The following is a 14,155-nucleotide window of genomic DNA, read 5'->3' on the forward strand; positions in this document are numbered from 1 at the left end:
CAGATTTTTTATGCAAGTACTTTTTGAAGAAAGTTATAAAGAAAGAACCACTCCTAATAGAATGGCTCTCCTATATAAAAAGACTTATCCTATAACTTCTTGAATATATAGCTGCCGCTGTTGCATAAGGTTAATGATTGTCCCCTCCACGGAGACCATTGGACGAGTTGGATGATCCCGATCGGAGAAAATGATCTCACCAATTTGATTATTGCTAAGTTTAACCCGAATACCATTATGGATTTGTGTGGAACGCTGTATAAAGACATTGACGATCGCAGGATCCAATTTGCCAAATGCCTCGCTTTTGATTTGTTCCAGAACGAGATATGGAGACTGTGCTTTACGATAAATCTTCTCCAGTGTCATGGCGTGAAAAATATCAGCGATGGCTACGATTTTGGCATAGATATGGATCTGCGTGCCGCTCAGCTGTAAGGGGTAGCCTGAACCATCCACTTTCTCATGATGCTGCAGAGCTGCCAGCCTTGCTCCTTCATTAATGGCCTTAGCTTGTTTCAGAACCTGATAGCCATACTTCGTATGTTGTCGGATCTCTTCCTGCTCAGAAGCAGTTAGTGCAGTAGGTTTATGGAGAATCTGTGGATCTACTTTGCTGTTACCGATATCATGGAACAATCCTGCAAATGCAACCTGCATCCAGTCCTTGGAGGGTAATTCCAACCACTGAGCCAACTGATACGAGGTCATTGCACTCAGTACAGCATGATGATATACGTAATCATGCTCCTGCATCACTCTTGGACTAAAAGTCAGTACGTTATATTGTTTGAAATGTACAAACAAGGCTTCGAGCTGAGTACGCAGCTCATAAACAGGTAATTCAGCTGCCAGGGATGATTGAAAAGCATTCCTGGTCAATCCCACCATCTTCTCATACTCTTCGTGTAGGGAGGATACTGCAGGGGCTGATACGGCAACACTACCTTTACCAGTCTGATCCCCACTTTTCTCGCCGCTTGATGAAGCGGCCGCCTTAGTACCTGCACCATTCGTGCCGACTCTATCTTGTTCGATATCAATCTGGTGAATCATAAAGGCTCTTAGAACTTCTACATCCTTAGGCAAAATAACCTTGCCCTTCTGAAAAAGAACGTTACCACGCACCGTATGTACGTCATTCCCCAGTTTAAGGCCAGGTTTGACTTCAGACAGGGTTATTAATCCCATGTTAATTCTCCTCACTCTTCGTTCTTCTCAATGGTAAACAAGACTATAGTCCCGGTTTTCACGATATTTCCCATTATATTACTCATAAATCAGGCTGTACATCCTATATTCCTATATTCCTATATTTTTATAACAAAAAGAAACTATAAAAAAGGAGTTCCCGGATGGGAACCCCTCTTTTCTTCATATCTAACTTCCACTGCTTCATGACTGGGTCATGTGGTAAAAATATTTTAAACCTCAGAATCAGAATCGTCGCCTTCAGCTTCCGCCTCTATACCTACGTCTTCACTTGGGCTTACTGCTGTACCTTCTGCATCTCCTGCTTCCAGTAGCTCTTCATCTGGTTCATCTTCATTTTTGTCAATCCGGCTGACTGTGGCTACAGCATCTTCATCACGAATATGGATCAGCTTCACACCTTGCGTATAACGACCCATCGTGGAGATGCCCTCCATACTCATGCGGATCAATGTACCACTCGACGTGATAATCATCAGATCCTCTTCCGTTTTAACCATTTTGAGACTAACTACCGCACCATTCTTCTCTGTAACGTTAATGGTTTTAATCCCTTTACCGCCACGAGTCTGCATACGATAATCGCTGACAGGGGTACGTTTACCGTAACCTTTGGCAGTAACAATCAGAACGTCAAGCTCCTGATCGACAACGTCCATACCAATGACAACATCGCCCTCATCCAGTGTGATCCCTTTTACCCCGGTTGCACTCCGTCCCATGGAACGAACATTACCTTCGGAGAAACGAATAGACATTCCGTTTGAAGTACCCATGATGATCTCTTGCTGACCATCTGTGAGTTTAACCTCTATGAGAGCATCATCATCACGCAAGGAGATCCCGATCAGACCACCTTTGCGGATATTGGTATAATCCTCAAGCGGTGTCTTCTTCACTACACCCTGACGGGTAGCGAAGAACAGATACTTGTCGCTCTCGAATTCCTGCACCGGAATCACGGCGTTAACCGACTCTCCCTGTTCAATCTGAATCAGGTTGATAATCGGTGTTCCACGAGCTGTACGTCCAAGCTCTGGGATCTCATAAGCTTTTAGACGGTATACCTTACCCTTGTCCGTAAAGAACATGAGGTAGTTGTGAGAGTTGGTTACAAATAGATGCTCGACAAAGTCGGTATCCTTGGTATCCATGCCTACGACTCCACGTCCGCCACGTTTCTGACTGCGGTATGTCGATACCGGCAGACGCTTCACATAGCCCGTGTGTGTAATGGTAATAATGACCTCTTCACGCGGAATCAGATCCTCATCCAGGATACTTTCTTCCCCAATGGTGATTTCTGTACGGCGATCATCACCGAAGCGCTCACGAATTTCTTGCAGCTCTTCACTGATAATTTCCAGTACCAGATGCTCATTGGCCAGAATCTCGCGATACTCTGCAATTTTGACCATAAGCTCGTTATATTCATTTTCAATGCGTTCCCGTTCCAGACCTGTAAGGCGCTGCAAACGCATATCCAGAATCGCTTGAGCCTGATCATGACTAAGTGAGAACCGCTCAATCAACCCTTCTCTGGCTGCATCTGTATTACTGGAGGAACGAATCAACGCAATAATCTCATCGATATGATCCAGTGCAATGCGCAAACCTTCCAGAATATGTGCACGGGCTTCCGCTTTTCTCAATTCGAATTGTGTACGTCTGCGAATAACCTCAATCTGATGCTGCAGGTAGTGATACAACACTTCACGCAGGTTCAGGATTTTTGGCTCCTTATTCACAATTGCAAGCATATTGATACCGAAAGTCGACTGCATTGCCGTGTGCTTGTACAGATTGTTCAGTACAACACCCGGGTTCACATCTCTGCGAAGCTCAATGACAATGCGCATTCCGTTACGGTCGGATTCATCCCGAAGATCCGTAATACCATCAATTTTCTTGTCGCGAACCAACTCAGCAATCTTCTCCACTAGTCTTGCCTTATTGACCTGGTAAGGAATCTCGGTAACAACGATACGTGCCTTGTTGTTATTTTCCTCGATGTTCGTTTTGGCCCGCATTGTAACAGAGCCGCGGCCTGTCTGGTAAGCCTGACGGATTCCGGAGCGTCCCAGAATATAACCGGCCGTCGGAAAGTCTGGACCATGAATGTAATCCATCAATTCCATGGACGTAATATCCGGATTTTTAATCATGGCCTGAACGCCGTCAATCACCTCTCCCAGGTTATGAGGAGGGATGTTCGTTGCCATACCTACCGCAATCCCGCCGACACCATTGACAAGCAAGTTAGGAAAACGAGCAGGTAAAACAACTGGTTCGCTCTCTTCACCGTCATAGTTTGGTTGGAAATCGATCGTATCCTTGTTGATGTCTCTAAGCATCTCCATGGCAATCTTGGACAAACGTGCTTCCGTATAACGCATGGCTGCGGCCATGTCCCCATCGACGGATCCAAAGTTACCATGTCCATCAACATGCATGTAACGCAGGGAGAAATCCTGTGCCATCCGTACCATCGTTTCGTATACGGCGGAGTCACCGTGCGGGTGATACTTACCGATAACTTCGCCGACGATTCTGGCTGATTTTTTATGTGGTTTATCGGGTGTCATGCCTAGCTCTGACATTGCGTACAAAATACGCCGGTGAACCGGCTTCAATCCGTCACGTACGTCAGGCAGGGCACGGCTAACAATGATGCTCATCGCATAATCCATAAACGATTCACGCATCTCGACGCCAATATCCCGATCTTTAATCTGCGAGTTCATTTCTTCCGCCATGCTGGACCTCCTTCTTGTCCTTCAACAAACGTTCCATTCAGTCATTAAGATAGTATATGTGAAAAGCCTAACAAGGCTAAAACCGCGCAAGAACGCTACTCTTTATTATATTACTTTCACAAAAGTTACACAATTAAACGTCCGCTGGGTAATAGCCTTTCTTCCGGGAACTTTAAGCAGTCTGGGGATTAGCCCTGCCTTCCTCTCCGTTTACACATACAATGCTTGAAAAGCGGCATATGTACTGCGTGTATTAAGGCTGGTGCCGTTCCCGTTCTACGTCCAAACTAGCAATTGTGCAGCCAAACGCACAAAACGTCATATTTCTCTATTATACCACTGATATCATCTCTTGTCCTTTGATTTCTCCGTACTGCTGCTCTTAGGGAACTCTCATAAAAACAAGAAAGGACTGGTGGCTTCTTGAGTATCCAGCGTGTCTCCAGCAAATGGACCAAAACAGTTGTGTTGCAGCGCAGCCGTACTGTGAATGAATATATCCCTGTCACAAGGCAATACGATCGCCAAACTCTTGAACGGATGACCGAACTGTTTGAGCTCAATTATATTAAGCCTGACCATGGGACCTACGGTAATGGGGTAATGCGAGTAAAAACAGTCCACTCCTTCAGTGAACCTCCACCCTTGGATCACTCCAATGCAGAGGAGGGCATTACTGAGGAACCCTCCCTTGCCGAATCCAACTCACAGGATCTGGAGACTTCCTCACTCCGGTTTACATCCTATCAGCTCCAATATGGCACGAAACAGGAGTCGTATTCATCTCTAGAGGAGCTCCATCAAGCTCTGGAAGAGCGAATTCAGGGACACCTTTACCTTATTCAGCAGGGCATCCCTCTCCTCAAACACGAAGATCTGCCATTTGACTTACGCGTGCTCACGCAAAAGAATCTGAAGAACAACTGGGAGACGACGGGCATTCTCGGCAGAATTGCTGCACCGGGAAAAATCATAACCAACATTCATGGTGGCGGACGGCTGGCCACATTCGAAGAACTGGTACTACCCCATCTCCATGCAACCGGATTACAGAAGCTGCGCAGCGAGCTTTACCGACTTGGTATTCATACTGCTGTTCAGTTGCAAAAGTCGTTTCCAAGACTCAAAGAGATCGGTATTGATATTGCCCTCGATGAAACAGGCCGCCCCTGGATTCTGGAGGTCAACACACTACCTGGTATCTATGCCTTTGGCTTACTGCCTGACAAAGAGGCCTATCGCAGGATTAAACGATATGCAATTGCCTACGGCAGGTTGCCCTCCAAAAAAAAGAAAACATCACGTAATGCTGCCAAACCACAAGCATCCTCTTCTAAAGTGAAAAGTCGGGCACGCTAACTTGTGGATTCCAGGTTCCAACAGCCTACTAAAGTGAAAAAGGCGCCCAGCAGGCGCCTCTTCCCGTATCATCAGATATCGAGGTTTTTTACATATTTCGCATTTTCCTGAATAAAGTCACGACGAGGTTCAACATTATCTCCCATCAGGGTGTCGAACATCGCGTCCGCAAGCATTGCATCACTGATCGATACTTGCAGCATCGTCCGGCTTTCAGGGTCCATCGTGGTTTCCCACAGTTGTCCGGCATTCATCTCGCCGAGACCTTTGTAACGTTGGACATTGAACTTCGCATTTTCACCGAGACTCGCAATAATTTCATCACGTTCCTTCTCGGAACCGGCATAACGAATCACTTTGTTGCGCTCAATTTTGAACAATGGCGGTTGTGCAATGTACACATAGCCTGCCTCAATAATTTTGCGCATGTAACGATACAGGAATGTCAGCAGCAGGGTCCGGATATGGGCACCATCGACATCGGCATCGGTCATCAAAATGATTTTGTGATAACGGGCTTTCGAAATATCGAAGTCGTCACCAATCCCGGTACCCATTGCAGTGATGATCGCCCTGATCTCCGCATTGCCAAGGATACGGTCAAGACGGGCTTTTTCCACGTTCAGAATTTTACCGCGCAGCGGCAAAATCGCCTGGAAATGACGGTCACGACCCTGCTTCGCAGAACCTCCTGCAGAGTCACCTTCGACAATGTACAGTTCACTGATCGAAGCGTCCTTGGAGGAGCAGTCAGCCAGTTTACCTGGCAGGGAGCTCACTTCAAGTGCACCCTTACGTCTTGTCAATTCCCGAGCCTTACGTGCTGCTTCGCGTGCACGAGCGGCTTGCAATCCCTTTTCCAGAATGCGGCGGGATACCGAAGGATTCTCTTCCAGGAACTCCTGAAGCTTCTCGGCAAACAGGGACTCTACAATTCCGCGCACTTCGCTGTTACCCAGCTTCGTCTTAGTCTGTCCTTCAAACTGCGGCTCAGGAATCTTGACAGAGATAATAGCCGTAAGACCTTCACGTACGTCATCCCCGGACAAGTTACCTGTGCTGTCCTTGATTACACCCGCTTTGCGTGCATAGTCATTAATGATCCGGGTCAATGCACTCTTGAAGCCCGATTCATGCGTTCCGCCCTCATGCGTATTGATGTTGTTGGCAAATGAATAAATATTCTCGGTGTAGTTGTCATTGTATTGCAGGGCAACTTCCACCTGGATATTATCTCTGGAGCCTTCAACGTAGATCGGAGTTTCATGCAATACTTCACGCTTTTGGTTCAGGAAGGATACATATTCAATAATCCCACCTTCGTACATAAACGAGTTCGTTGCCCCTGTGCGCTCATCTGTCAGCGTAAGACCAATACCCTTGTTGAGGAAAGCGAGCTCACGCACACGGGTAAGCAACGTTTCGTAATCATATACGGTTGTCTCCGTGAAAATTTCCGGGTCCGGGTGGAACGTAACCGTTGTTCCCGTTTCATCCGTTGTTCCTAGTGTTTTCAGGTCATACTGCGGAGCACCACGGCGGTATTCCTGTTGATACACATGTCCGTCACGTTTAACGGTAACGACCACTTTTTCGGAGAGGGCATTCACAACAGAGACACCGACCCCGTGCAAACCACCGGATACCTTGTATCCGCCGCCGCCAAATTTACCGCCTGCATGGAGCACGGTCATAACAACCTCAAGTGCAGGACGTTTCATTTTGGCATGCTCACCGACAGGGATACCCCGTCCGTTATCGACGACAGTGACGCTGTTATCTTCGTGAATACTGATCTCAATATGGTCACAGTAACCCGCAAGCGCCTCATCGATACTGTTGTCCACTACTTCCCAGACCAGATGATGCAGACCTTTGGCACTGGTGGAACCGATGTACATCCCCGGACGCTTCCGTACGGCTTCCAGTCCTTCAAGGACTTGAATTTCATTCGCATCATATGACGGTTGATTCATAGACATGCCTTTCACCTACTTCTATAGATTCAATATCGTAAATATGCGTTAACTAAGAATGCATGCTGAATGATCATCTTTTCTTTCTTTCAGCAAGTAGTCCAAACTAAAGACAAGCAGCAGAAGGCATACTATACCTTACCTGAAGAGCTCTAAAGATCAGGGAAAATGTGAGCGCGCTTCTTAAGTGTGGCTGAGGAAATAGGTGAATAGTACACAATATTCTTGGTCACGACAATAGACTTGGCTTCCTCTTCGCCGATGCGTTCCACTGTTTTTTCCTGTTCGGCATGCGTGACATACTGCTTGGAGATTTTAGAGGATTTTTCAATCGATATATCAAAAATAGCGACCAATTCGGAAGAACGGATAATTTTCTCGCCGCCCAGATGAATGTACATGTCCCCTCACTCCTTAGCGTTCAACCTGTCCGGCATGAACATGATAAATACTGGCATCTTTGAGCTTGTCAACGTTCAGGCTCTCGATTCCCGTAGCTGTAATAAAGGTTTGCACCTTGCTCTGGAACGTTTCGATCAGCTGCGTCTGACGAAAAGGATCCAGCTCGGACAACACATCGTCAAGCAGCAGGACCGGATATTCTCCGATTTCTTCGTGGATCAGTTCAATCTCCGCAAGTTTAAGAGACAACGCCGTTGTGCGCTGCTGCCCCTGCGAACCATACGTTTGTACTTCCCGGTCGTTAATGAAAAAGGACAGGTCATCCCGGTGCGGCCCACTAAGGGTTGTGCCCCGGCGAATCTCCTGCTCTTTCATTTGTGATAATTTTATCATAAATTGGTCCATTAAAACAGCTTCATCTTCCTCAGCGGCTTCGCTGAAGGATGGAAGATAGGCCAGACGCAGTACTTCCCCGCCTCCGGTGATCCCCTGATGAATCGTTTCGGCCCACTTTTGCAGTTTCTTTATGAATTGTTTCCTTTTTTTGACGATTTTAACACCATGTTCAGCCAACTGTTCATTCCAGATCTCCAGCATCGTCTGGGCAGAGGCATCCTTGCCCCATAACTGTTTCAGCAGGTTGTTTCGCTGGACAAGCACTTTCTGATACTGCTGAAGATGATACAGGTAGCCTGGTGCCACCTGACCGATCTCCATGTCAAGAAACCGGCGGCGTACCCCCGGTGTGCCTTTGACAATCTCCAGATCCTCCGGTGCAAACATAACCACATTGAGTGCACCGACAAAATCGCTTAACTTTCGCTGCTCAAGCCCGTTGATCTTGGCCTTCTTCCCTTGTTGCGACAAAGACAGCTCCAAATTGACAGTTCCATACTTTTTGTCGACTTCTGCTGCAAGTCTGGCACGTTCCTCACCGAAACGAATCAGCTCCTTGTCGCGGGATGTACGGTGGCTCTTGGTGAGCGCAAGCACAAAGATGGCCTCCGCAAGATTGGTCTTCCCTTGGGCATTTTGCCCGATTAACAGATTCACTGGACCGAAAGATTCCAGCTTCAGATGTTCATAATTGCGGAACTGCTGCAGATCAATGCTGTTGACAAACAACCGGTTAACCTCCCTTTTATCCCGTCCGTCAGGAGGCAGCAGGGATCAAACTGTTTATTCTGTGGCAACTTCGAACGCGCCTTCTCCGTCCACCTCAACGATATCCCCAGGGTATAACTTGCGTCCCCGGCGTTCCTCTGGCTCTTTATTCACACGTACAAGTCCTTCCTGAAGCAGGGCTTTGGCCATGCCTCCGGTCGGGATGCAATCTGCCAGTTTCAAAAATTGGTCAAGCTTAATATATTCCGTACGAATCGTTACTCGGTTCACTGGAATCTTCCTTTCGTTAGTTGGTCGTCCGGTAAGGCAAGATGACGTAAAGGCTGTGACTGTCATCCAGCGGTTTCAAAATGATCGGGCTCATGACGCCGGTAAAAGCGATCATCAGCTGCTCACTCTCCACCACTTTCAGCACATCCAGCATATATTTGGAGTTGAACGAGATTTTCAGCGGATCGCCGGTAAACTCGGCTGGTTCAATTTCTTCTCTTACTTTTCCCAGCTCAGAAGAGCTTGATGAAATTTCGATCGTACCAGATTCCATCGTCTGCATGCGCACAATGTTGGTTTTCTCTTCACGCGACAGCAAATAAGCCCGGTCAATCGACTCACTTAATTTTTTGGTATCCAAAACAAGTTCTGTTTTGTAAGAAGTCGGAATAATTCTAGAAGTATCCGGATATGTTCCGTCCAAAATGCGTGAATAGAACAGGACACGGTCAATTTTGAACAGGACCTGATTGTCAGCGACTACGATATCCACAAGCGTATTTTGATCAGGCACGATTTTGCTGAGTTCGTTCAGCGTTTTACCCGAAATGACGACATTGTTGAAACGCACTCCCTCTGCATTATCCAGCATTGCTGAACGAGTAGCAAGACGGTGGCGGTCTGTTGCCACAAATTTCAACTCATTGTCACCAAGGCTCCAGAGTACACCTGTCAGGATTGGAGTTGTCTCATGGGTGGAAATGGAGAATACCGTTTGCTTCACCATGTTTTTAAGCAGATCACCTGGAATGGATACCGTTTGGTTCTCTTCGATGCTTGGCAATACCGGGAATTCCTCCGGATCCAAACCTACGAGTTGAATTTCGGTAGCACCTGCCGAGATGAAGGTGTTGAAATTGTCTTTGACCTCCATGTGGATTTCCTGGGAAGGCAGTTTCTTGATGATCTCGACAAAAAACTTGGCTGGCAGTACAACACTACCTGGTTGTTCAACCTGAACTACGCTTTTATCTCCCTCTTCGAGCGGGATAAAGGATTGAATCGATATATCCGTGTCACTTGCTGTCAACGTCACACCTTGATGATTAACGTCGAATTTGATCCCGCTCAAGATGGGGATTGTCGTACGGCTGGAGATAGCTTTGGATACATGCTGGATGGATTCGTTCAAGTAGCTTTTCATTATGCTGATTTTCATGGTTTCACTCCTAGCGGATTTTTTGGCTGTTTGGGTATTGAAGGGTGTTAAACAAAAGGCCAAAGGCCGAGCTTTAAACGGCGTATTTGGAGATGATATCTTTAAGATCTTTTTAGTAATAATAGTAATAGGGGCACTGAATATGTGGATAAGTGGGTACAAACCCATAAAATTAAGCCTATCCACATGTGTACACGTTGTGCATAGGCTTGGGACTTGTTCAGGTTGGATTCTTAATTTTTTCGGTTAAGTTGTTGATAACTTTGTAGAGCTCCTGATCGGATTTGATCGATTGGGAGATTTTTTCGTGCGCATGAATCACAGTCGTATGATCTCGTCCTCCGAAGGCTTCCCCAATTTTGGGCAGGGAGAAATCGGTTAGTTCACGCGATAGATACATGGCAATCTGTCTAGGGAAAGCAACGGCTTTGGTCCGCTTCCGTGCTTTGAAATCTTCAAGCTTAAGGCTGTAATACTCGCCGACCTTTTGTTGGATGTCTTGAATAGTGATCATTTTAGGACGGCTGGAAGGAATGATATCCTTCAATGCTTCTGCAGCCAGATGAGTCGTAACGTCTTGATTCGTCAGTGAAGAGTAGGCAACCACCCGAATTAGTGCGCCTTCCAGTTCACGAATATTGGTATCGATTTGGTTGGCGATATACATCATTGCTTCGTTAGGAATATCGAGGTTTTCCGCACGCGCTTTTTTCCGCAAAATGGCGATCCGTGTCTCGAGATCCGGAGGCTGGATATCCGTAATGAGTCCCCATTCAAAGCGGGAACGAAGCCGCTCTTCCAGAGTCGGAATTTCCTTCGGTGGTCTGTCGCTGGAGATAATGATCTGTTTCCGTTCCTCGTGCAGCGCATTAAACGTATGGAAAAATTCCTCTTGTGTTGATTCTTTTCCCGCCAAAAACTGAATATCATCTATAAGCAGAATATCGACATTCCGGTACTTGTTACGGAAGCTCTCCCCGCGGTTGTCACGGATGGAGTTAATGAATTCGTTCGTGAATTTCTCAGATGACAAATAAACAACCTTGCTCCCCGGATCATGCTCCAAGACGTAATGGCCAATGGCATGCATCAAGTGGGTTTTGCCGAGTCCAACTCCTCCGTATAAAAACAAAGGATTGTATGCTTTGGCGGGCGCTTCAGCGACCGCCAGCGATGCGGCATGGGCAAAGCGGTTGCCTGGTCCAATGACAAATGTATCGAATGTATATTTGGGATTCAGCATGCTGAGAACCGCTTCTTCCTGTACTACCGTAGGCGTTGGCGCCGGCAGCTGCGGATCCGGTTCAGCAGGCTTGTTCTCTTCGATGACAAATTTCACATCGACTTGCTTGCCTAGCAGTTCATATACTGTCGAGCCTACCAATTTGGTGTAACGGCTCTCCAGCCATTCGACGGCAAACGTAGTCGGCGCGGAAATGACAATTGAACTGTCATTCAGCTTCGTTGCTTTGGTTGCTTTGAACCAGGTATCGAAGCTGGGTTTGCTGAGCTTGTTTTGTATGATTGATAAAATTTGCTGCCATAAATCAGAAGTATGGCTGTCCACAGACTGTCACTCCTTTTACATGTTCCAAGTGTGGCTTAAGCCATGATGCAGTGTCGAAATACGAGATATATTGTTGAATTTATCCCCAAACCCCCGCAGGTCGAAAACAAAAAAAGAATGAACAACGGAAAATTGTTCACAACTTTATCCACAGGCTGTTGATAATATTATGGGTCAGATCACATATTCACATCCAAAAGTAATACAATCATAGCAAAAGAAGCCCCGCATTTCAACGTATCGCGAGATTTTATCCACAAATTCAATAACTTGTGTATAATTTTTAATCACAACACAATATATTGTTTATAAATTGTTTAATTTTCGACAGGATGACCCAAAAAGCCAAAATGTTTTATACACAGGTTGTTCGTCGAAAATCGCTAAATTGTGTGCAAAATGACTCCTGAGCTGTGAATAACACATCTGTGGATAACCATGAATTCAGAATGATGGTTTTGGGGATCTGTTGAATTAACCTCTTTAACCTCATTTGGGGTTGTAAGCAATAAGCAGAGGTTCGCTGCAATGATAATAGAAGCAGACAAGCTGATTAACACTAAAAAGAGGTCAGTTGAAGCGCTGGCTGAATAGGGGAAGGTAGTCACAAAATTTGGCGTAAAAGCCGGATGGGAGCAATAGATTCAATTAAATAATTGAATCAAATAAATGGACAAAAAAGAGGTTGTTCCTTAAGGCCAACGTTTGGTCTAAGTGAACAACCTCTTTTTTTTGGTGATTAAATGAAGGAACCGTTACTTGGTTCTTAAGGACAATTTGCGTTGGAATGCTGCAATATCCGCATATTCCTCTTCAAGTTTGCGCGAGATGCGAATGAAAATCGGGAGCAGTTCCCGGTAAATTGCTGCGTTTTCTCTAACAGGGGTATGTCTGTGCGTTGTCCCCACCATAGATGAGACGGCATGAAGTGACTTGATTCGCCCTGTAGCATACAGACCGAGGACGACGGCACCCAGACAGGAGCTTTCGAAGCTCTCGGGGACGACGACCTCCTGATTGAAAATATCGGACATCATCTGACGCCAGAGAGGGGAACGTGCGAATCCGCCGGTAGCCTGAATGGAGGTCGGTTGCCCGATCTGTTCTTCCATGGCCAACAAGACCGTATACAGGTTGAAAATGACCCCTTCCAGGACAGCACGAATCATATGCTCTTTCTGATGATGGAGGGTTAAACCAAAGAAAGAACCACGGGCATCCGGATTCCATAATGGGGCACGCTCTCCTGACAAATAAGGATGGAACAGTAATCCTTCAGAGCCTGGGCTGACTCGCTCAGCAATTTTGGTGAGGACGTCATATGAATTAATGCCCAGCCTTTTTGCTGTTTCCACTTCTGATGCTGCAAATTCGTCACGTACCCAGCGAAATAGCATGCCACCGTTATTCACAGGCCCACCCACGACCCAGAGGTCCTCCGTGAGGGCATAACAGAAGGTCCGTCCTTTGGGATCGGTAACAGGTCGATCAACGACCGTACGAATGGCACCACTGGTACCAATGGTTGCTGCCACGACTCCAGGTTCGATGGCATTTACGCCGAGATTGGATAGCACTCCATCACTTGCCCCGATCACAAAAGGAATAGAGGGGGAGAGACCCATTTTCTCTGCACATTCGGTGTCCATTCCCTCTATTGTATATGTCGTAGGAACAAGCTTCGAGAGATGGTCAGGTGTGATTCCTGCAACCTCCAGCGCTTCCGTATCCCAATCCAGTTGTTCCAGGTTGAGAAGACCTGTGCAGGAGGCGATGGAATGATCCACGATATATTGTCCGAACAAACGGAAGAACAGATATTCTTTAATCGAGATGAACTTGGCTGTGCGCTGAAATAGGTCAGGTTCGTCATGGCGCAGCCACATGAGTTTGGTTAGGGGAGACATGGGATGGATCGGTGTGCCTGTGCGCAAATAGATCTGATGACCTTGCCCACTCTCCTGTAATTGGGCTGACCAGGCTGCACTACGGTTATCCGCCCACGTGATGCAGCGAGTTAGCGGCTTATGATCCTGGTCCATGGCAATCAGACTGTGCATGGCAGAGCTGCAGGACAAAAACATGATTTGTCCTGCACTCACGCCGCTCTGATCCATGACTCCACGTACGGAGCGAATAGCTGCTTGTACAATTTCCTCGGGATCCTGCTCAGCTACATCAGGAGCAGGTGTATATAGAGGATATTCCTGAGTGGAAGTGCTCACAACCTCACCTTGCTCCGTAAATAATACGGATTTGGTGCTGGTGGTCCCGATATCCATGCCAATCATATACTTTTTCATTTGGTGTAATCCTTCTTTCCCTTGAT

The 14,155-nt window shown here is 46.7% G+C and carries 10 protein-coding genes; 1 reads left to right on the forward strand and 9 read right to left on the reverse strand.

All coding sequences use genetic code 11. The features are described from left to right. Positions 1-84: 84 nt before the first annotated feature. Positions 85-1,191, reverse strand: a complete 1,107-nt coding sequence (locus tag CHH60_RS27860; protein WP_095362168.1) for an HD-GYP domain-containing protein — start codon at positions 1,189-1,191, stop codon at positions 85-87. Between the two features lie 233 nt (positions 1,192-1,424). After that, the gene (gene gyrA / locus CHH60_RS27865) at positions 1,425-3,968 is read right to left on the reverse strand and encodes a DNA gyrase subunit A (protein ID WP_095362169.1); all 2,544 of its coding nucleotides are present in this window, start codon (positions 3,966-3,968) and stop codon (positions 1,425-1,427) included. Between the two features lie 423 nt (positions 3,969-4,391). On the opposite strand from gyrA, the gene CHH60_RS27870 reads away from it, so the two are divergent. Further along, positions 4,392-5,327: a YheC/YheD family protein gene (locus tag CHH60_RS27870; protein WP_095362170.1), complete on the forward strand. Its 936-nt coding sequence runs from the start codon at positions 4,392-4,394 to the stop codon at positions 5,325-5,327. A 71-nt stretch (positions 5,328-5,398) separates the two neighbouring features. Here the strand turns inward: CHH60_RS27870 and gyrB are convergent, their stop codons facing one another. From gyrB to gntK, 7 genes are all read right to left on the reverse strand, one after another. Next, a complete protein-coding gene (gene gyrB, locus CHH60_RS27875; RefSeq protein ID WP_095293521.1) occupies positions 5,399-7,309 on the reverse strand; it encodes a DNA topoisomerase (ATP-hydrolyzing) subunit B in 1,911 nt (636 codons plus the stop codon). Positions 7,310-7,455: 146 nt separating this feature from the next. Next, positions 7,456-7,704: an extracellular matrix regulator RemB gene (gene remB / locus CHH60_RS27880; RefSeq protein WP_095293520.1), complete on the reverse strand. Its 249-nt coding sequence runs from the start codon at positions 7,702-7,704 to the stop codon at positions 7,456-7,458. Positions 7,705-7,717: 13 nt separating this feature from the next. Further along, positions 7,718-8,830 carry a DNA replication/repair protein RecF gene (gene recF, locus CHH60_RS27885; protein WP_095293519.1) on the reverse strand — a complete coding sequence of 371 codons (1,113 nt, stop codon included), beginning with the start codon at positions 8,828-8,830 and terminating at the stop codon, positions 7,718-7,720. A gap of 54 nt (positions 8,831-8,884) precedes the next feature. Further along, entirely contained in the window at positions 8,885-9,100 is a 216-nt protein-coding gene (gene yaaA / locus CHH60_RS27890; RefSeq protein ID WP_095362171.1) for a S4 domain-containing protein YaaA, read from the reverse strand. Positions 9,101-9,116: 16 nt separating this feature from the next. Continuing rightward, a complete protein-coding gene (gene dnaN / locus CHH60_RS27895; protein WP_095362172.1) occupies positions 9,117-10,259 on the reverse strand; it encodes a DNA polymerase III subunit beta in 1,143 nt (380 codons plus the stop codon). 220 nt (positions 10,260-10,479) lie between these two features. Next, positions 10,480-11,826: a chromosomal replication initiator protein DnaA gene (gene dnaA, locus CHH60_RS27900; protein ID WP_095362173.1), complete on the reverse strand. Its 1,347-nt coding sequence runs from the start codon at positions 11,824-11,826 to the stop codon at positions 10,480-10,482. Between the two features lie 755 nt (positions 11,827-12,581). Next, a complete protein-coding gene (gene gntK, locus CHH60_RS27905) occupies positions 12,582-14,129 on the reverse strand; it encodes a gluconokinase (RefSeq protein ID WP_095362174.1) in 1,548 nt (515 codons plus the stop codon). Positions 14,130-14,155 lie beyond the last annotated feature (26 nt).

The organism is Paenibacillus sp. 7523-1 (assembly GCF_002276415.1).
GTDB classification, from domain to species: Bacteria; Bacillota; Bacilli; order Paenibacillales; family Paenibacillaceae; genus Paenibacillus; species Paenibacillus illinoisensis_A.

Excerpts from the sequence above, each read along its gene's own strand:
- CHH60_RS27860 (WP_095362168.1), bottom strand. The coding sequence starts at position 1,191 with ATGGGATTAATAACCCTGTCTGAAGTCAAACCTGGCCTTAAACTGGGG.
- gyrA (WP_095362169.1), bottom strand. The coding sequence starts at position 3,968 with ATGGCGGAAGAAATGAACTCGCAGATTAAAGATCGGGATATTGGCGTC.
- gyrB (WP_095293521.1), bottom strand. The coding sequence starts at position 7,309 with ATGTCTATGAATCAACCGTCATATGATGCGAATGAAATTCAAGTCCTT.
- remB (WP_095293520.1), bottom strand. The coding sequence starts at position 7,704 with ATGTACATTCATCTGGGCGGCGAGAAAATTATCCGTTCTTCCGAATTG.
- dnaN (WP_095362172.1), bottom strand. The coding sequence starts at position 10,259 with ATGAAAATCAGCATAATGAAAAGCTACTTGAACGAATCCATCCAGCAT.
- gntK (WP_095362174.1), bottom strand. The coding sequence starts at position 14,129 with ATGAAAAAGTATATGATTGGCATGGATATCGGGACCACCAGCACCAAA.